General features: G+C 65.7%; 14 protein-coding genes and 2 pseudogenes. 7 read left to right on the plus strand and 9 right to left on the minus strand.

From position 1 onward, the window contains the following. Nucleotides 1-95: 95 nt before the first annotated feature. Entirely contained in the window at nt 96-1,328 is a 1,233-nt protein-coding gene (locus AB4K12_RS28055; RefSeq protein WP_368437239.1) for a hypothetical protein, read from the minus strand. Nucleotides 1,329-1,574: 246 nt separating this feature from the next. Here AB4K12_RS28055 and AB4K12_RS28060 point away from each other — a divergent pair, with 246 nt between their 5' ends. From AB4K12_RS28060 to AB4K12_RS28075, 4 genes and pseudogenes are all read left to right on the plus strand, one after another. Beyond that, the gene (locus AB4K12_RS28060; RefSeq protein WP_207248862.1) at nt 1,575-1,835 is read left to right on the plus strand and encodes a hypothetical protein; all 261 of its coding nucleotides are present in this window, start codon (nt 1,575-1,577) and stop codon (nt 1,833-1,835) included. Continuing rightward, a pseudogene (locus tag AB4K12_RS28065) lies at nt 1,829-2,033 on the plus strand (hypothetical protein); the annotation flags it as partial. The gene AB4K12_RS28060 and the pseudogene AB4K12_RS28065, both read left to right, overlap by 7 nt. A 667-nt stretch (nt 2,034-2,700) precedes the next feature. Further along, on the plus strand, nt 2,701-3,204 hold the full coding sequence (locus tag AB4K12_RS28070) for a hypothetical protein (RefSeq protein ID WP_368437241.1): 504 nt from the start codon (nt 2,701-2,703) through the stop codon (nt 3,202-3,204). Nucleotides 3,205-3,477: 273 nt separating this feature from the next. Continuing rightward, nucleotides 3,478-4,626: a Fic family protein gene (locus AB4K12_RS28075; RefSeq protein ID WP_368437243.1), complete on the plus strand. Its 1,149-nt coding sequence runs from the start codon at nt 3,478-3,480 to the stop codon at nt 4,624-4,626. Nucleotides 4,627-5,439: 813 nt separating this feature from the next. On the opposite strand, the gene AB4K12_RS28080 is transcribed toward AB4K12_RS28075, so the two are convergent. The 8 genes and pseudogenes from AB4K12_RS28080 to AB4K12_RS28115 form a co-directional block, all read right to left on the minus strand. Beyond that, nucleotides 5,440-7,134, minus strand: a complete 1,695-nt coding sequence (locus AB4K12_RS28080; RefSeq protein ID WP_368437245.1) for a phytoene desaturase family protein — start codon at nt 7,132-7,134, stop codon at nt 5,440-5,442. Then, nucleotides 7,040-8,560 carry a serine hydrolase domain-containing protein gene (locus AB4K12_RS28085; protein ID WP_368437247.1) on the minus strand — a complete coding sequence of 507 codons (1,521 nt, stop codon included), beginning with the start codon at nt 8,558-8,560 and terminating at the stop codon, nt 7,040-7,042. Before AB4K12_RS28085 ends, AB4K12_RS28080 begins: the two co-directional genes overlap by 95 nt. A 5-nt stretch (nt 8,561-8,565) precedes the next feature. Then, nucleotides 8,566-9,594 (minus strand): HTTM domain-containing protein, encoded by a 1,029-nt coding sequence (locus AB4K12_RS28090; RefSeq protein ID WP_368437248.1) that lies wholly within the window; start codon nt 9,592-9,594, stop codon nt 8,566-8,568. Then, nucleotides 9,591-10,241, minus strand: coding sequence for a DUF5819 family protein (locus tag AB4K12_RS28095; RefSeq protein ID WP_368437250.1), 651 nt, complete (start codon nt 10,239-10,241; stop codon nt 9,591-9,593). The genes AB4K12_RS28090 and AB4K12_RS28095 overlap by 4 nt, the downstream gene beginning before the upstream one ends. A 164-nt stretch (nt 10,242-10,405) precedes the next feature. Further along, nucleotides 10,406-10,774, minus strand: coding sequence for a hypothetical protein (locus AB4K12_RS28100; RefSeq protein WP_368437252.1), 369 nt, complete (start codon nt 10,772-10,774; stop codon nt 10,406-10,408). 674 nt (nt 10,775-11,448) lie between these two features. Continuing rightward, nucleotides 11,449-11,694: pseudogene (locus AB4K12_RS28105) on the minus strand (Tn3 family transposase); the annotation flags it as partial. A gap of 292 nt (nt 11,695-11,986) precedes the next feature. After that, nucleotides 11,987-12,565, minus strand: coding sequence for a hypothetical protein (locus AB4K12_RS28110; protein WP_368437254.1), 579 nt, complete (start codon nt 12,563-12,565; stop codon nt 11,987-11,989). A gap of 815 nt (nt 12,566-13,380) precedes the next feature. Then, nucleotides 13,381-14,727, minus strand: coding sequence for a winged helix-turn-helix domain-containing protein (locus tag AB4K12_RS28115; protein ID WP_368437256.1), 1,347 nt, complete (start codon nt 14,725-14,727; stop codon nt 13,381-13,383). A 954-nt stretch (nt 14,728-15,681) separates the two neighbouring features. Between AB4K12_RS28115 and AB4K12_RS28120 the strand changes: the two genes are divergently transcribed. From AB4K12_RS28120 to AB4K12_RS28130, 3 genes are all read left to right on the plus strand, one after another. Beyond that, entirely contained in the window at nt 15,682-16,422 is a 741-nt protein-coding gene (locus tag AB4K12_RS28120; protein ID WP_368437258.1) for a helix-turn-helix domain-containing protein, read from the plus strand. Nucleotides 16,423-17,241: 819 nt separating this feature from the next. Then, nucleotides 17,242-17,877, plus strand: a complete 636-nt coding sequence (locus tag AB4K12_RS28125) for a hypothetical protein (protein ID WP_368437259.1) — start codon at nt 17,242-17,244, stop codon at nt 17,875-17,877. After that, on the plus strand, nt 17,870-19,141 hold the full coding sequence (locus AB4K12_RS28130; protein ID WP_368437261.1) for an MAB_1171c family putative transporter: 1,272 nt from the start codon (nt 17,870-17,872) through the stop codon (nt 19,139-19,141). Before AB4K12_RS28125 ends, AB4K12_RS28130 begins: the two co-directional genes overlap by 8 nt. Nucleotides 19,142-19,148 lie beyond the last annotated feature (7 nt).

The following is a 19,148-nucleotide window of genomic DNA, read 5'->3' on the forward strand; positions in this document are numbered from 1 at the left end:
AACGATCGCTTTGAATGCTTTCATCGCCTCAACGAGGCTCGCTTGCCGCACGACACGCACGCTCGGCGTGGTGGGAAACGCGCGGCGGTACTTCGTCAGGAGGACGAGACGCGTTCGAGGGCGGGCCGTTCCATGTCCCCGTTGAACCGGTAGGCCGGCAGTGAGCTCGCCTTGATGAGGCGGAAGCCCTTGCCGCCGTTGTTCAGCGTCGTGGTGCCGGCCTTGCCGTCGGCGACCCAGTGCAGGACGATCGCGAACGCGCAGTCGCCGGTGACGTTCTTCGCATTGACGAGGAAGTCCTCGGGGTCGGTGAGGCTGACCTTGAAGGGGAAGCGCACCGGCGGGATCGCCTTGCCGTCGTTGTCTTGGCCGGCGTCCGCGGTCACCTTCACCGGCCGGCGAGCGAAGTCCGCGGTGAACGACCTCTGGGGCTGCGCCGCGCCACAGCCGAACGCGGTGTTGATGACGACGCCGCGGGTCGGCGGGGCAGCGCTGCGCAGGACCGTGACCTCCATGCCCGTAAGAAGCACCGACTCCTCGGTACGACCCTGCACCGTCATGTCCACGGGCGGACTGTACTGGTCACTGACCAGCTCCGTCGCCGTCGCGTCCTTCGTGTGGTTCTTCCACGCGGTGAAGTACTGCTCCGGCGGGCCGTCGTACCAGATCGTCGGGCACTCGCCGTCGGACCATGCGGCGCGCACGGCCAGCGGCGGCTTGCCTGTCCAGACCGGCCCGTCCGGCGACGTGCCGTCTGCCGAGGACAGGGGCGCGGGTCCGTGCCCGGCGGACGGCGCCGCCGAGGCACCGGTACGGCCGTCGGCGGCCCCGGCCGGGGCCTGGTGATCGGTCAGCAGCCAGACGCCGCAGCCCGCGGCCAGCAATGTGGCCGCGGCGGCGGTGGCCACCCCCCAGGGGGCGAGCCGGCGCCGACCGGCGACGGGGCCCCCGGCCGGCGCCGCGTCGTCCGGGGCCTCTTCTGTCTCCGTTCTCGCCGTTCTCGCCGTTTTCACCGTGCGTCCGGCGGCCTCGGCCTCGTTGCGCTGCCTGCGCGCCGCGTCCCACAGCCGCAGTGCTTCGGTCGCGGCCGCCTGGCCGCCGAGCGCCCGGGCGACGGCCTCGACGTTCTCGCGGCGTGAGAAGCCGCGGCCCTTGAAGAGGTGCGTCAAGGTGCCCTGGGACAGCGACGAGGACTGGTCGTTCTTACGGACCCGCTTGATGATGTCCCTGTAGCTGGGCGATCCGTGCGTCACCAGCAGCTCGCGCATGTACCGCGCGAGCTCCTGCACCGCGTCCTCCTGCGCCGCCGCGTCCTCGATGTCGACCACGCCCGTACCCCTCCCGCACTCCTCCGCCCCTTCCCCGGGCGTTCGGTGGAGCGCAGCCTAGACCGGGCCGCCCGGACCAGAGGCGGCATCCGTTCAACGGGCTTCAGTCCTCTTCAACGCCCTTCAAAGTCCTTCAACCACCTTCAGACCAGCGGCGAATCACGGCGCCGGGCCTTGAACTCAAGGCATCCCACCCGATCGGCCGGGCCCCGTTCGTGCCTCGGCCTCGTTGCGTCCGGAGCTGCCGTGACCCTCACTTTTCACTCGCCCCAGGGACTTCATGAACTCCTGTACGCCTGGGGGGTCCTGCAGCGTCATGCCCGCCCGGAGCGGTGCGTCACGTATCTCGTCCAGCACACGGGCCTCGCGCTTCGCGACCTCGAACACCTGCGGCTGGTACGCAACCGCTGCGCCCACCCGGAGGACGGCTGGCCCGCTCAGGCCGAGATGGACCGCGCTCTGTCCATTGCCCGCCGTGCCCGTCGTCGCCTGGGGCTGGACGAGTGATCGCGGCGGCGTGGCCGTTGGAGGGGAAGTTCAACGGCTCGGGAAGGCAGGGTTTCGACGCCTTCAAGGCCCACTCCGACCAGGTCACCGCCGATCTTAACGGCGCCCTGAATGCGATCGTGGGCGGTCGGTCCGGAAATGGACTCGTCCTTCGGCGAGGGTGACCAGGAACCGGCAGACAACGCGCGTCAGCAGATCGACCGGTGCCACGGCCGGATCGACGTCGCCGACCCCCGCCTCGGCTTCCGCCGCGTCACCCGTCACGGTCCGCCGGTCGGGTGGGCGGACGAGGCCCGCAGCATTGCCACGCGCCGGCGCCCACCTGCCACGAACCCCGGCGTAGGCGGCCCCGGTCGGCGAGAATGGAGGCCAGGACGAGAGGGGAGGCCCACCCTGCGCAGCGGTCGCCTCTTCGAGCACCCGGCGCCGGGGCGCCCCGGCATCTGTCCGAAGTCCCGAGAAGTGGTCCTGACCGGCAAAGAACTGACGAACAGCTACGAGTGCGCCTGCGGAACCTGGGCCCGGATCACTCACAAAGACACGCTCGCCCAGCACCCCACGCCGGAAGGGCAGCGCTGTCCCCTGTCCGGAGAGCCGGTAACGACAGCCGCTCCCCGCCCTGCCGTGAAGGGGCTGCTGCGCATGGTGCCACCCGCGCCGACCCAAGGGTGGCGGGCGGAGCCGCTCCCCAGCAGCGGCGGCTCCAGCGTGTATGCGATCCCGGCCGGCCTGCCCGGCCACGGGCGACGGCGTCGTTGACCGCCTAATGGCGGCGACTCCCAGACGACGTAGCTGCGCCGGGCTCGCTCCCGGGGACGGTGCCGCGCATTCTGCACTCAGGCGAGCTAACGAGGGTCTACCAGTGATGGAAACGATCATTGGCGTCGTCGCGACACTCGTCGGCGTTTTCGCGGGCGCGTCCCTGACACAGCGATCAGCTGACAGGCAGCGCCGGCTGATCGCCACCTTTGACCTGCACCGGGAACTGCACGGGGCGGAGATGATGCGCGCCCGGTTCGCCCCAGCTGAACTGGTCGAGCAGCATGCGGACAAGGACTACCGGGAACTGCGGGATCTGTTGGGCGCCCCGGCGATGTCTGACCTCCGCCAGGTCATCTACTTTTTCCAGCGGCTCTGGTTGGCGATCGAGCTTGGCGCCCTCCATGAGGAGTACGCAGCACGCCTGTTTGGCGACACGTTCTCCTGGTGGTACGACACTACGTTCCAGTCCATGCTCGTTCCGTCAGAAACCGAGATGGCGCGTGACATCGAAGCTCTACACGGTTGGCTGGTGAGTCATGCAACCGAGGCGCAACAGCAATACTGGCGGGGAGCCGACCCTGATGCGTGGCGAAGGCGAGATGCGTAAGGCTGACGGATACTGTCCCGCCAGCCTATCGACCCGGTCGATCCTGGGATTCATCAGAGATGACATCTCGGCGGCCGCCTTCACCGGCCGATTCGGCCAGGTGAGGGGGTGCAGCCCTGCCCTGCGCTGGGAAGGCAGGCATCAAACCGCGCCACCCAGCGTCCTCGATTCACATCGACTTTGATCATGCAGACCCGCGCCAGGCGACCCCGGACTCGCATCGAAAAGACACACAAGCTTGACAGGATCATCCTGTCATGATGGCATTTGGTCATGCTGTACAAGACTCCAGCTCTGGACGCCGACGACCACCATGTGCTCGAAGAGATCGAGCAGATGCGGATGCGCCTGCGCCACCAGCTGCGGGCGCAGCCTCGCTGGTCCGGTCAGCTGCGGCGCAACCTCACGGCTCGCGCGATCGCCGGGTCGAACACCATCGAGGGCTATGCCGCCACCGTCGATGATGTCGAGGCGTTGATGGCGGGGGAGGAGCCGCTGGAGACGGCGGAGCGGACCCGGGTGGAGCTGGAGGGCTACCAGCGGGCGATGACCTACATCCAGGCCCTCGCCGACGCCGGGGAGGGATTCCGCTACGACGTCGGACTGCTCAACGGTCTGCACTTCATGCTGCAGGGCCACCACCTCGACAAGCGCCCGGGCCGCTGGCGCGACGGCCCGGTCTTCGTCACCAGCCCCGACGACCCCCTGGTCCCGGCCTACACCGCGCCGGACTTCGAGGACGTGCCCGCCCTGACGGGGGAGCTGATCGACTGGCTCAACACCGGTGACCTCGACGCCCCGGTCCACGTACGAGCCTCCATGGCGCACCTGAACCTGGTGAACATCCACCCGTGGAAGGACGGCAACGGGCGCATGTCCCGCGCCGTGTCCACCCTCGTCTTCGCCCGGGAATCGACGAGCCTGCTGCCGCCGGAGTTCTCCTCCATCGAGGAATGGCTCGGCCGCGCCCAAAACACCTACGCCTACTACCGCGTCCTGCAACAGGTCGGCGGCCCCGCCTGGACCCCCGACCGCGACACCCACCCGTGGATCCGCTTCTGCCTCGAAGCCCACCATCGCCAGGCCCAGCAGGCACAGCGCCGCACCGACCTGCTCTCCCGCGCCTGGATCCACCTCGGCGAAGCCGCCGAGCATGACGGACTGGACGAGCGCGTGGTCTACGCACTGCTGCCGGCCTTCTGGGGATCGAAGGTGCGCCGCACGGTCTACCAGGCCGACGCCGACCTGTCCGAGCAGCAGGCCATCCGCGACATCCGCGAACTGGTCCGCCTCGGCTGGCTCGAAGCCCAGGGCCAGGCCCGCTCCCGCTACTACGCCCCAGGCCCTCGCATGGCGAGCGCGCAGGACCAGATCCGGCAGGCCGTCGAGCCCTACGCCGACCCTTACGCGCCCCACACCTGACCAGGCACAACTACGCCGACGGCTCCCGGTGCTACTCTTCGTACAGACTTGAAGGGGCACTCGCCACTGGCCACTGCCCCTCTTTTCTTTGGCTCGCACGCCTCCTGGTGTGCGGGCCTTTTGTTCTTGGTCGCCGTACGGCGCCCTACTCGGCAGCTCCGAACAGGCTTCGCCGGTCCTGGACGAGCTGCTGCCAGCGGGCGCCGGCCTCGGCGTCGTCGATCCAGCGTGTAGCAGCGGTGGCCACCGGGATGACAGCGCTCGCGCCCGAAGACGTCGCTCGGCTCGAGGCGCCATCGGCCGGATGCTTGCCGCCGCTGTGGCGGGCGGCCGCCGAGGGTTTGGAAGTGCACTGGGCGGTGGTGCTCGGCGCGGACCGGCCGCTAGGCACCTGGCTGCGCGCGCATCCGCAGGCGAAGGTGCACCTCGATGTGCTGTTCCCCGAGACCAACCAGTTACAAGACCGACCGACGAGGTCTCCGACGAGCCGCGCATCCGCCTGGACCTCGCCGACCGCGTGTCCGTCGCCCCGGTCCCGAAGAGCTTGCGGATCACTGCCTGGCACCCGGGCGGTGGCGCGCATAGGTTCGTCGTCGACACCGTGCTGGGCAACCTGGGATCGAAGCCGGCCGTCGTACTGAGGCTGCCCGCCGGATAGGCAGCACCCCCGCAGGTCCGGGACGTCGCCGGCCTGAAGGGAGCCCGCATCGGCTGGTCGGAAAACCCGAATCCGCCAAGTGAAACTATTGCACAGTCGGGTCAGCCCCAGGAATAACTGCATACAGGAAACCCACTGCAATCACAGTATTCCTTTCAGAGTGCTGGTTCGGTTTTGTCGCTGAATGGCCTGGAAGCAGGGGAGCGCGGTGAGAGGGACGGAGACGTGCGGATTCCGTACTCGTGGCGCAGCGCAGAGAGGGCGGCGAGGTAGCCGGACATGCCGTGCACGCTGGGACCGGGCGGTGTGGAAGCGGAGCACAGGTATACGCCAGGCAGGGGCGTGCGATAGGGATCAATCTGAGGTATAGGCCGCAAGATGCTCTGAGTGAGTGTGAGGGCGCCGGACCCGATGTCCCCGCCGACATAGTTCGGGTTGTACGACTCGTACGCGGAGGCGGTGATACCGCGCTGGGCGATCACTGTGTCGGTAAAACCGGGGGCGTAGCGCTCGATGCGGGCGCGCACGATCTCGAGCGGGTCGCGCGTGTCGCCGTTGGGTACATGCGCGTACGCCCATACGGGGCGCTTTCCAGGCAGCCCTCGTCCGGGGTCGGTCGCCATGGAGTCGACCACGAGCACGAAGGGCTCGGTGGTGGCGACGCCTTTCGAGGTGAGGGTTTCCTGGAGGAACATCTCGCGTTGTGTGCCGCCGAGGTGGACTGTTCCTGCCTTGGCGACCTCGGGATCGCTCCAGGGGATCGGGTCAGTGACGAGGAAGTCGGCCTTGGCGGCAGCAGGCCCGTAGCGAAAGCGCGCGAGGCTGCGCGTATAGCGGCTGGGTAGCCTGTCGCCGGCGATCTGAACAAAGCCCTTCGGGCTTGTGTCGAGCAGCACGGTCTTTGCGTGGCCGAGTTGCTTCAGATCGGTGATGCGTTGCCCGGTGTGAATCTTGCCGCCATGTGCAGTGATGTCGTCGGCCAGTGTTTGGGCGATGCGGGCGCTGCCGCCCTGCGGTATGGGCCAGCCCGTGCCGTGCGCAAGGTGTCCCAGCAGGAGGGCGACTGCGCCGGAGGCGAGGCTGGGCAACCTCCCGACGGCATGCGCGGCGACGCCTGTCAGCAACGAACGTGCCTGTTCTGTACGGAACAGCCTGGGCGCGAGCGGGCTGCCGTGGGCGAGGACCCAGGGCGCCAGAAGCAGAGGAGCCAGGAGGTCGCGGGGGATACTGCGCTGTCCGGAGAGAAACAGGTCGACAACGCCGGTGCTGTGACGAATCAGTGGTTCCATCATGGCCCGCCACCGGGCTCCGTCTGGGCCTAGGTGCTCACAGGTGGCGTCCAGGTCGTGAAACGCGAGAGCGGCGCGGCGGCCGTCCAGGGGGTGGGCGTAGCTGATCTCGGGCTGCAGGAGTTCCACGCCGCGCGCGGAGAGGTCGAACTCGCGGAAGAACCGGGAAGCCGCAGCCATGGGATGTACGGCTGCGCAGATATCGTGCACAACGTCTGTGTCGAAGAGGGACTCGGTGCGCAGGCCGCCGCCGATGGACTCCTTGGCCTCGTAAAGATCGATGCGGAGTCCAGCGCGGGCCAGGGTTGCTGCGGCGGCGAGGCCGTTGGGACCGGTGCCTACCACCGCTACGTCTGTTTGGCTCATAGGGGGCTCCTGAGACGTTTTCGCTGCTCGGGTGATGTGCCGTGATGACGGGAGTCGGGCGGCGCTGTGAGCAGCAGGGGGGAACGCCACCGCCGCTGTCCTAGAGAACAGCGACGGTGGCGAGCAGGAGGAAGGCAAGCAGAAGCATCGCGAACCGGCTCCCGAGCAACGCTGTCTTGAGTGGAGAGGGGGCATGCGGGTGGCTGGCTGTCGAGGTTCGTTTCGTGGCCGATTGGCATGCAACGAGTGCGAGTAGACCGCATCCGAGAGCCCAGGATGTGGGCGGAACGGTGAGCCAGTCTCCGAGGCGGCGTACCAGCGCGAGGAGCGTCGTTCCGAAGGCAAGACTCAAAATGAGGTATGTCCGGTGGAGAGCCGTGGGCCTCCTGAGGAGCATGACGTAGAGGGCGGGAAGGGCGGCGCCGGCGATGCACAGCAGGGTGACGGCCGTGCGGGGCGAGCGTGGCTGCGGGCCGTCTGGAGTGAGTCCCAGGAGCCGTTGGCCGATCGCCACTACCGGCTGGTCCGTGTTCGACAGAACCACCACACCCTGTTTGCTGTTCCGGTCGAAGCCCATGTAGGAGGTGAAGCCGCCGGTAGCGCCATCGTGCCAGGTGATGTCCCGACCTTCCATGGAGGTGGTGTACCAGCCCAGACCGATCCGTCGGGCGTGACCGGCCTCGAACCGCGGCGTCGCCGCGTCTGCACCTGGGCCGACGCCGAGTGCCACAGACCTCAGCAAGAGAGCCATATCCTTGCTGGTGGTCCAGATGTCGCCGGCTGGTGAGTAGCCCGAGGCGAGCCAGTGCTGCATGGTGGCGCCTGCAGCCTTCTGCCCCGTCGCACTTCTGGCTGGAATATCAGCCTCGCGTTGCACAATTTTGGTGCTGTTCATCTGCAATGGTGTAAGCACATGATATTTCAGCAGTTCGACATAGGGTTTTCCCGCGACACGGGCAGCGGTGTGGCCTGCAAGAGCCATACCAAGGTTAGAGTACTGGAATCTTCCGACACTGCTGGCAGCAGCATTTTCTGCCGCAGCAAAGATATCCTTCTCCGTTATTCCCCGGTACGGATCATTGCCAAATATTCGTGAGCTCGCATCGCGAAGGAACATGTCGATATTCGACGGCATCTGGTCCAGCCCGGACCGGTGGCTGGCCAGGTCCCTGAGGGTGACCGACTTCAGTGCTGGGTCATCGAATTGCATGCTGGGCAAGAGCCTCTCCAGCGGAGAGTCAAGCAGTAGACGGTCGTGCTCTGAAAGCTCGGCGAGCAGCATCCCTGTCATAGGCTTCCCGAGCGAGCCTGCCTCAAATACCGTGGACTCGTCGACCTCCGGTCGTTCCGGATTACCTGAGTCCCCGAGGCCTGCAAGGCGGATTTGATCACGGTCGATGAACGCGACCGAAAGCCCGCGGTAACCCGGCGAAGCCCCTACAGCCGTACGAACGCGCTCAGCGAGCTGGTGATCCCCTGTAGTCCTGCCACCGAGGTGCGCCGGACGCGGTGCGAGGAATGCGACTGCTGCCAAGGTGATTGAGGCCGACACGCCCAGTGAGGCAAAAATGCGGAGCCACCATTGCTTTTGCCGCGATCGAGCCGACCACACACTAGTCACCCTTTTCAGGAAGTTTTAACGGGTTCAGCCTGAACTGTTGCCGCCAGGTCTTTGCGGCTTCCCAAAGCCTTACGGACCCTGTTGGCAAGCCGCTTGTAGTGACCGTCTCCCATGATGACCAGCTCCAGGGCAATCATGGTGGCAGAAAACGTCACGAGGCCGGACATAAAAAGTCCGATGCCCAGATGCAAGAGAATCCCTCCGGCGACAACAAAGGGACGCAGTGAACGTTTCAGGAGGAGGAATGAGAATGCAATTTGGAAGAACACTGTCGCATACGTGGCCGCGACGACGAGCGTGGCATGTTCATAAATAAAGCGATTTACCCCCGGCCATCCGAACTCACCGACGCGAAGGATGTAGTAAAGCGCTGTGCCGTTCTGCCAACGCTCACCCTGTATTTTGTACATACCCGAAACCAGGTAGACGGTGCACACTTGAAGAATTACAGCAAGGAGGCCGGCATGGTGCAGGAGAGAGGGAACCCTCTTCCTCATCGATATACTCTCGAAACTCACCCCCTTCCGCCTTTTCATGCGGGCATCAAGAGACAAGTATGCGCTTGAGTCAACAAACATAAAGAAGACTAGCACTATGGCAGTGACATTGTCTCCACCGTCCAGAATCAGCGGGTTCCTCTGCTGCAACGACCACAGAAATACGTAGTGAAGAGCCGTTGTTATGCGCGTCTTCCAGCCCAGCGTAAACAGCAGGGCGACGATGATGCCGACGTGAAATACGAGCTCGAACCAGGCATCAGTTTTTGCGACAGAATAAAGAGAGAGGGCTTCGTTCTCGGGCGCCATGAAACTGCGCCACGGCCACACGCCTTGTGGACCCCAGAGAAAATCGCGATCAAAGTAATCCCGCAGATAAAAGTAGAGGCCCACGCCACCGAGCACAACCCGCGCGAGTGCAGCACCGATAAGCCCATGCCGCCTACCGCTGAAATATTCCAGCCAGGAGTAGATCCTTGTTTTGGCGTCAAGGATCAGGGAGGCCCCGGCCCCCGTGCCGCTGATGCTACTGTTCACCGCTTGACCTTACCCGGCTTCATCCAAGCCAGATCGTAGTAGGAGACCTTGCCCTTTGTTTCCCGTGAGTAGCGCTGGGAAAATCGCGGATACTCGTTTCGAACGATCCTTACCTGCACATATTCGATGTCTTTGCCCCACCGCTTCTCAGCTTCCGTGCCGGCGAACCCCTGAGTGAATCGAATCGCCTCGTCCCGGGCTTTCTCCTCAGCCTGGGAAAGCGGAGGCTCGCTACCCTTTCGCTCCTGCGCCTTGGAGCCTGTGCCGTTGGCGCTGTCCTCCTTCTTGCTCCGCAGCTTCTCAAGCTCCGGGTCTTGCCAGGACTCCAACTGATGGACCACGCCACTGGGGACGCGTGTAGCCCTCGAAGGCCACAATCTTTCCGCGTACAGCTTCTTGAGATTCGGCGAAGTGACATCGGACCATTTGGTCACCAAAACCGATCCCCCCGGGCCCTTCTTCTTCGCCCTGATGAGCACTCCGGAGTCCGTGTCGACAGGATTCGGGGCGAAGAGATGCCAGTCCTGACTAAAATGCGGGGACATATAGGAGTTAATTTCCTCACCATACTTCTCTTTAATCGGATTAAAGGGGGTGTTGTAAAGAGCCGTCATCGAGAAATGAAAAGCCAGGACCAGGACCATCATGGCCCCGGTTGCAACGAAGACCGATCGTTTGGTTCTGCTCCACTGCACGATCGACGATCTCTGGGAATCCGAACTATCCACTGCTACTTGCCTTCCGGGGGTAATGCCTGTGCGGCGGGCCAGATCGAGGCGCCCGCCGCACAGAAACTTTCATGCAACTACTGTCAGTCGAAGGCGCGGGACAAGCCATTCCCGCTGGTCTCCTGATGAGCAGCAGCACCGCCTCGCCGGAAGTTCGTATTGTTTCCGGCCTTGCGCGCGGGCGCGCCCCAGTCAACCTGCTTCGCAGCCTCCCAAGCGGCGTTACCAACGAAAGCGCCAGCAGCCTTGGTAGCGAAAGACCCCCACCCGGCCGGCGCCGCCTCGCCGTCAACAACCTTTTCCGGTTCGGCCGAGGCCTCCCGGAAAGCAATTGCGGTGGTCTCGTCCTGAGAGGCAGATGCTACGGGATCGGCAGAAGCCGCCGTAGCAGCAAAGATCGTGGCACCGACAGCAACAGCAGCGCCCGTAATAATGAGCTTGGTTCTGATCAACTTTCTTCCTTAAACAACGGCAGGTACACGCCGACCAAGAAATATCCCCCACTGATTGCGGGCGGTGATTGAAACCTTACAGCTCGAGATGATCTTGAAGCTGTGACGCGAAGCACATTATGAGAACAAAGGACGATATGGCTGAAACATGCCGCGCTGGCGTGAAATCCACCCTTGGTGGCGGCTGTGCAAAAAATAATGGCCGGATTGCCCGGCCGCCAACGAGAAGTTGTTTTGAATTCAACAAAAGAGGTGTAGTAAGAGGAGCGCGCCTCGCCGCGAAGCGGTCTATCGGCGGATTCAGTTCCGACGTGGTCTGCAGATCAACGGGGATAAGACGAGCGATGATTTCGTGCGCGCAACCAAAGGCTCGGCCGCTATGCGCTTCTACCCGCCCTGGTGCCACCGACGCCGCCAGTTGGCCAGCCGCCCACGATCACCTTATGGCAGGCCCTCGAGGGGTTCCTCGACCTGCAGGATGCCCCAGTGACATGACGCCGCCTGGTCGATGTGGCGACTGAGCGGGAGAGCCGCTTTCTGACGGTTAGGGAGAAGACGACTACCCATTAGGCGGCACACTGGCGCCTCATACAAACGTCGCACCGAAACGCGCGGCCAGGTCTGCCGTCGCCCCGGCCTCGTCTGCGGTGGGGCGCTGCTTCATACGGACGGCCTCAATGGCGAACTGCGCGCAGCTTGGCGATATCTGTTCCGCCGAACCCCTCGCTGCTCTCCTTGTCGTCGCCGGTCAGGTCGCCGTCCTTGTCGTAGAACAGGTCGTGGTTCGCAGAGTTCCAGTTCTCCACGACATGCAGGCCCTCGTGGATCTCGCGGCGTAGTTCGGTGTCAGCGAGGTGGTCGCAGATGAACGCCGTACGAACGGCCCGTCCCAGTTCCTCGATCGCCTGGTCCGAGACGGTCGGGCGTGACCGTGGTCGGACAAGACGAGAACGTGCCCAGGCGGCAGTCGGCGCATGTCGTGGAAGTAGCTGCGGCCGGCGATGACGTCCACGCTAGTCAACGCGAAGGAGCCCATCGGCAGCGACAACTCCGCCCACGCCACCCTCACGGCCATAAAGGGGCTGCGGCCGTAGCCCACAACGCCCCCGTCCCCCCTGCGACACGCACAAGAAAGCGAGCCTGGGCAGTGGGCGAGGCAAGAATGATGACGGGGGGCGAGTGACACACTGCCCCCGCCTGTTGGACGGACGTTCAGCCGGCTTTGGCGGTCGGCACCTGGCCCAGCTCTGCCTGGCGCAGGCGCTTTGCTTGCATCTGGGCCAGGGACTCCAGCGCCTGGGCGCTGTTCGGGTCCTTGTCCGAGTCTTGGTATGTCAGGACGGCGATGACGGTGCCCACGCGGACGGTCATCGTGATCCGCGGACCGGCGTAGGGGGCCCGGGGATCGGCGTAGGCGACGCTCTCGTCGCCGGCTCTCTGCATGGAGACCTCGGCGGCCCCGATTGCTCCATTTTTCTTGCGGTTCTTGAATGCCCTACTGGCCACTTCCCGGCCGGGACACGCCAGCAGGTCCCAGTTCACGGCGCCGGAATCGCCAGGTGCCCTGTACTGCACAGTGCCGGTACTCCAGTGCCACCAGCAGCCCTCAGGGCCATCGCCGTTCTTGGAGCACCGCTTCTCCCGGGGTACTTCCCGGGCCTTGAGCTGCGTCAGACCCGACTTCCAGCCCACTGGCATGCTCTGAAGATCCGGTAGAGCCTTTCTCAGGGCCTCGGCATCGAGCACGGTGTCGGAACCGCTCTGGCGGCTTTCGCCTCGCGCGTCACTCACAGGACTTGTCCCCTCGTGGGAACCGGCCTCACCTCCACCGCATCCGGTCACGGACACCATCAACCCCGTTGCCAGCACCCACGCGCGAGAGCGCGATCCAGACCAGAGGCGTCGCACGAGACCCCCCTTCTGATCCTTCGTCTCAAAGCGTTGAGTAGAGCATAGAAGGCTCAGGTTGCCCGCGCTGCCGCAGGTCAGCTGGCTGCTGCGGAGCATCGAAGCGCTTGGGATCCGCTCCCGATCCGGCAGTCCCGGAAGAAGGTCCTGGTTGCCGTCAGGTATCCGGCTTCGTGCGCGGGGGTATCGGCTCGCCATCGCGCTTGCTGAGGTCGAACTCGCATGGGATGTACTCCCCGATGGTCAGGCGGTCGACCTTGGCGACCCCCAATGTCCGTGACGACGACAGTGATCTCCTCGCCGACCTCGAAGTCCTCCGGCGGACCGGCCACCGGCCTACTGGGTCCGGCCGATATTCCCGGCAGGGACCTTCGCCGTGTCCGTGGAATCCCGCCTCAACGAAGGGCACGCGTGCAGCTCACAGAGCAGGTCGTGCGGTTCTGTCACTACATGCCGACCACGGATCGGGAGAAGTTCCTGCGTCTTGTCGACAGGATCGCAGCTGAGCCTGGTTTCCGTCTCGCCCGAGATGAGCCCTGGCCGCCGCGGTGAGGGGCTTCTCTGGAGCACTCGTGATAGGTGAAGAGTGGTCGGCGCCTCACCGACATGTATCGCGCCATCGCTATCCGCCCTGGCCGCCATGGCGTCAGCTCGAGACCTCGTACCTCGGCATCGGTCGTCGGCTCACTTCCGGTGCATCACTGGATTCCCAAGCTCATGCGGCCACTTGTCCGCCCCAGGCACAGAGCGTTGGCAACGATCTCGGCCCCATAGAGACGCTCTGCCTCGTCGCGGCCCAGGAAATCGACGGTGGAAGTGACCAGGCCTGTATCCCCCAGCATGAACGCCTGGCGAACCGCCCGGACGTGTTCGCGAAGGTCGTCGTCGGGCAGTGGCTGCTGGTCGCCGTCGGCCAGTTCTTCGGTGCCGACCAGGCCCGGGTGAAGCCTGGTGATGGCCTGGCGGACGAGACGGGCGACAGCGTAACTGCGCGGAGTCTGCCAGGTGCCCTCCCATTCGGTGTGGCGGTCGGTCTCTGCCTGTCGCGACTCGCGCCACCAGCAGACCAGTGCCTCCCGCTTGGCAGGCGTGTCGTAGAGCAGGTGCGCACCGAGGAGGCGGTGGGCGAGAAATCCGGAAGGCCGGTGGATGGCGCGGGCCGGGGAGTGGACGCCGAGCACGGCTATGACCTCGGTGGTGGTCCATCCGGTATCGGAGACGTCACGGACGATCCACGCGATGCGGGGTATGGAGGCGCGGTGGAGCCACGGCACCTGCCGGATGAGATCTCGGGCGAGCTGGTAACGGCGGCCGACCGCGTTGAGCCTGCGGGCCGGCCTGGGCTTCTTCAACCTCGTAGCAGACCTGTTTCCCGCGTCGAGCTTGCTCTCAGGGGGTTGGGGAGAACTACCCGCAGTCGAACGACTTGAGGAAGTACCCCCCATTGGGGTGCAACGTGGGGCCGGCGTCACAGGCTTCTGTCGCCGCTTGGAGTTACGGGGGCGGCGAGGGCGTTTCAAGGCTCGCTGTGCCATCTTCGCGAGGCGCTTCATCAGGGGCCGGCCGGCGTCCTCGATCCCGCGTACGGTGCGGATGTACGGGTCGGACGTGCCTGTCCGCAGGTGTAAGGCGCGGTCGAAGGCCGGTGGGATGGTGCGGGCGAATTCGCTGGCCTGGCCGCCTTGGCCGCTCACCCTGGTTCCCTTGGCTCGGTAGGTGAGCAAGCCGGTCTCTCGCAGGATGGCGAGGTGGTACTGGATGGTGCGTTTGGACAGCTTCAGTACGCGGACGAGGTAGGCGATGCCGGGTCGGCAGGGGCTGAGGCGGGTGAGCTCTGCCGCGATCCGTACGGTTGTCTCGCTTACGCGGCGGGGCCCGTGGTCGCGGTCGGAGGCGTAGGCGCTGGTGAAGGTGAACCAGCAGACGGCCTGCATCCAGGTGAAGCCGTCGGTGGCGATACGCCCCGGGGTCGTGGCCAGCCACTGTTCTGGGTACAGAGTTGCCGGCTTCCCCTGGGCGGGGGCCGAGGGCAGGGCAGAGTGCACGGCGATCCGTTTCGGGGTAGCGCGAAGTAGGCTCGTCGCGCCGGGAGGCGAAGACGGGCCTTACGGCTGGCAGAAGTGCCAGTGATGTGAGGCCGTTACACGGCCCGCGTGGTTACCAGAGGGTGAGAGCCGACTGCCTGGGGCTCCGCCGGCGGCTGCGCGATGGCGGGAGTCACTGGTGCTGCGGGGACTCAGGATGCGAGCCGCCGTGGGAGCGGGAGTGGCGAAGAGCACTGCGTAGGTTGGGTGGAATCTTGTCCTCTTCCGCCGTCAGCCGGGTCGGGACGTTCATGTGAGCGGCGGGCAGGTGGGTGCGCAGTCGTACACCGATTCCGAGTACCCCCTGGTGAAGGAGTCCGATCGCCGCAGCCTCCCTGCGAGCGGTGTTATCGAACCCCGGGCGCTTTAGGGACGCTGGATCTTCCGTCGGTCGCTGCTCATCGGCTACCCCCCTTGATGCGGCCGTTCGGGCGTTCTCTCGCCCTGCCGACTACTCGTCGGCAGGGTGAGCGTCTTCTTGCCCAGCGGTCGTGCGGGGTGTCAGGTCGTGTGCGGCGCGGTGGCCGCCTTCGGTGCTGCCCTGCATTGCGCTGGTGGCACGTTTCCTGGTGTGTGCGGTTGGCCTCTGACTGTCCGAGGCGGAGCGGTGGTTGCGCCGACGGAGGTCAGACACCGTCCCGCCCAGCACGACTCGTTGATCACCTTTTGGCCCCCCGCAGCGGCACGGACGGTGGAGGCGCTGGAGAGCGTCTCCACACAGGGTTGTCGACGTACGGGATCATGCTGGGCCCGCGACACAATGTCAACAATTGTAGAGATGGGCGTGTCTACCTCACTCCGGGGCCACCATCGTGTATGTGCAGCATGGCGTGAGCGGCCAGCGCCGGATAACCTCTGACGAACTTGTGCATGTGAGCACTTCACCTACGCCCGAACCAGGAGAGCACCCCGGCCATGACCGACGCCCTCGACGCGTTTCATGCGGATGATCTCGAGAGGGGCATCGCATCGGTCGACGAGCTACTGCACGTGCTCGGCCTCAGCCGCGAGGTCATCGACTTCGACAAGATCTCCTACGACACAGGACTCACCGTCGAGCGCGTACGCGGCCTCCTCGCCGGAGAGGAAGCCGGCACCGAAGACCTCAGCCAGACGTTCCAGCGACGCCTCGTCTTCCTGAGGGAAACCCGCCGCAAGCCCAATGGCAAGAAGTACACCCTCGACGAGATCGGCCAGGGAGCCGGCATCTCCAAAGGGCAGGTCGGATTCCTGCTGAACGGCCAGCGCATGCCCGGGCTGGCAGGCGTCAGCAAGCTCGAGCGGTTCTTCGCGGTTCAGCCAGGCTTCTTCACCGCCACCGACCGGCAAGCGCTTCGCCGGGCGCTGCAGCCCATCCACGAGCAGCTCACCCATCTCGCGCTGCTCAAAGGCCAGGGCATCACCCGTCTCGCCATGCGCAGTGGAGCGAGCGGTGAGGACAGCAAGCTCGACCGGGAGCTTCGCGCGGCTCTTACCGTCGCTCTGGCAGAGCCGGAGGGGGACGGGGAGGACCCTGAGCTCCGTGAGCTCACGGAGGAAATCCGGGCACTGCCCACCAAGAGCCGCAGGCGTATCTTCCCGGTGCTTCGTGGCCTCCTGGGCCTGGCCCGCCCCGAGGAGGAAAAACCCGCCCGGCCCTCGGCCGCCGAGGTCTGAGCGACCATCGACGAGCGGTGACCGTCGTGGCGCGAGCGATGTCCGGTGCCGTGAACGGGACACTGTGCGAGCAGCAGTCTGTCGCCGGTCGCGCCCATGCGGCGGGCGCCCTGCGGAAAGAGCTGGTGGGCATCCCACTTGGCGCTTCTCAGGCCGAACGTGAACCAGCCGCCGGCGGCGTGCATCACGACCTGCCTGATGCCGAGTGCCCACACGCTCCGGCTCCCGGGACCACATGTGGGGACCAGTCGCCGGCCTGCGCAGACGACGCGCACTTCGCCGACCAGCGGTGCGGCCGACGGCAGAGGTGGCGCAAGCCTTGTGGCCCGGCAGAGGGAGTCCGGGCAGGCGGGCCTGGGCAGGGAGTGGCGGCCCGGCGGCGCCCAGGGCACGCCCGCCTCTGAGTTCGACTGTTGTGCTCACCAGGCCACGTTCTCCTGAGCGAGTGCACGGCGTCGTGAGTACTCGTACTCAAACCCGTCCGATGGATGCGCAGACAATGGCGGCTGTCCGTCCGGACCGATCGCCCCTGCCGAGGCGGCAAGTTCCGCACGAACTCAAACCGGACTGCCTGACTCCGGTCCTGGGGGTGGCCGACACCGCCCGCCGCTGCGGCCGGGGACCAGGAGGCCCCGACGCGAGGTCTCTTCTCGGCCATCACGTTCACCCCGCGACAGCTCATATATGCAAATTCGGACACGATGCGGCACGTTGCGTTGTCAGCCATTCACAGGCAGGTAGGTTTACGGCCGCAGAACGAACAGATGTTCCTCGATGTGTCGCTGCGGAATCGCACGGAGATAGGCCAGTCAACCGACCATGTCCAAGCCCTTCAGCAGGCGACGCCAGGCTGACGACCCATCACCCGGACCGGAGCGGAAGCCTCCGGGCGCAGATACGAACCAACCGCCCGGTTCCCTCTGGAGAGCCCTGCGGGAACAATGCGCCATACTCGTCGCCACCTGGTCGATCACCCGGCTCATCCACCGAGACCTCGGACTCTCCGGCATCAGGGACATACAAGATCTCGTGGACGCGGTCGCCACGAAGCGTGGCAAGCCCATCACCGTGACCGCGGTACCCCTCCCACCCGAGGTCTCCGCGTTCTGCGCCAGAGGCAGAGACCGTGACCACATCGTCGTCGACGCGAACGCGGCCGAGCTCACACGCCTCCACGCACAACTTCACGAGCTCTTCCACCTCTGGGAGGAACATCCCAGCGGCGACGGCAACGACCAACCCATGACCGAGGAAGCCGTCCGCCGGCTCCTCCCAGGGCTCAAACCAGGCCCCGTCCTTCAAGTCCTGACCCGATCGCACTACGACAGCGCTCACGAGCGCAGAGCCGAGGCGTTCGCCACCGTCATGCTGCAGCGACACCTACGACTCCGCCGCGACCGCAACACCGACGGCCTCATCACCTCAACCCTTACGCACAGGAGAACGGGTGTCTGAGCACGCCTCAAACATCGCCTACCTGACCATCTGCCTCATCACCTGCGTGATCGCCTGCTGGAAAGGACTGGCCGCCCTGCGCGACCCCACCCCCACACTGGTCCTGATCACCACGACCTTCGTGTGCTGCGTGGCGGTCTACCTGACGGCAGCTCCCGTCGGCTACCGCGCTCTGGGAGAAGCCGTCGGCCAGCCCAGCTTCGCAACCCTGCCGGTCTACATCGGCATCCTCACCTGCTTCGCCCACCTCCACCTGCTGGCCCTGCTGTGGAATCCGCGACTACGGCAGACACCAGGAAAGGTCCGCCGCACCATCACGGCATGGAGCACCGCGTACGTGGCAGCCGCCGTCGTCATGGCCGTCGCCTTCTGCTCCGCCGACCTCAGCGGCCCGGCCGATCCGCTCAAATTCAACACGAACTTCGCCCACGACCCGCTGATTCTCCTCTTCCTCACCATCTTCCTGACCATGCTCACCTGCGGCACGCTCAGCGCCTGGCGCCACTGCCACAAGATGACGCTGGACGACCCCACCCTGCAGCACGCCGTCCGCGCCATCGGCGTCGCCAACCTCTTCTACTTCGCCTACGCGGTGTGCAACGCCCCGGCCATCCTCTGCGCAGCACTGGGCAGCCATGCCCTGGACACCGTCGGCGTCCTGGGATCCTCCTTCGGCGCGACCGGAGCCCTGATCGCCAGCTACGGGCTGTCGGGCGCGGCAGTAAGCGCCTGGCTCAAGGAATGGCGAGACATCCGGGCACTGCAGCCCCTGTGGGAGCTGGTGGTAGCCGGCGTCGATCACGAACTCGCCTTCTCCGAGCACAGCGCCCGCAGCCACCGCCTGGGGTGGAACGCCGGCTTCAACCTGCACCGCAGGGTGATCGAAATCCTCGACGGCATCCGGGCACTCCGCCGCTGGGGATCCCAGGCCCCCGTCGAAGCCGTCCACGCGCTGCACGCCCGCGACTTCCAGAGCAATGACGGCAAGTGCCTGCCCCCGCACGAAATCGAAGCGATCGCGACGGCCGCGGCCCTCTGCTTCGCCTCCGAACGCTTGCAGGCCGCCCGGCAAGCAGCGAGCTCAGCAGGCCGACCGGGCCGGCTCACGCCACCGGAGCAGGAGGCCGCCCCCATCCCCGGCGAGAACACACCCGCCGCCGATGAACGCGCCCGGCTGCTGCGCGTGGCCCAGGCCCTGCACCACCCGCTGGTGACCGCGGCCCTGCACGCCTGCACGCAGGGGACCGAGCCTGCCATGCCCTGACCAGGAC

Source organism: Streptomyces sp. C36, assembly GCF_040932295.1.
Taxonomy (GTDB): domain Bacteria; phylum Actinomycetota; class Actinomycetes; order Streptomycetales; family Streptomycetaceae; genus Streptomyces; species Streptomyces triculaminicus.

Coding starts and splice junctions, on each gene's coding strand:
- AB4K12_RS28070 (WP_368437241.1), top strand. CDS start 2,701: ATGGAAACGATCATTGGCGTCGTCGCGACACTCGTCGGCGTTTTCGCG.
- AB4K12_RS28075 (WP_368437243.1), top strand. CDS start 3,478: ATGCTGTACAAGACTCCAGCTCTGGACGCCGACGACCACCATGTGCTC.
- AB4K12_RS28080 (WP_368437245.1), bottom strand. CDS start 7,134: ATGCCCCCTCTCCACTCAAGACAGCGTTGCTCGGGAGCCGGTTCGCGA.
- AB4K12_RS28095 (WP_368437250.1), bottom strand. CDS start 10,241: ATGATGGTCCTGGTCCTGGCTTTTCATTTCTCGATGACGGCTCTTTAC.
- AB4K12_RS28120 (WP_368437258.1), top strand. CDS start 15,682: ATGACCGACGCCCTCGACGCGTTTCATGCGGATGATCTCGAGAGGGGC.
- AB4K12_RS28125 (WP_368437259.1), top strand. CDS start 17,242: ATGTCCAAGCCCTTCAGCAGGCGACGCCAGGCTGACGACCCATCACCC.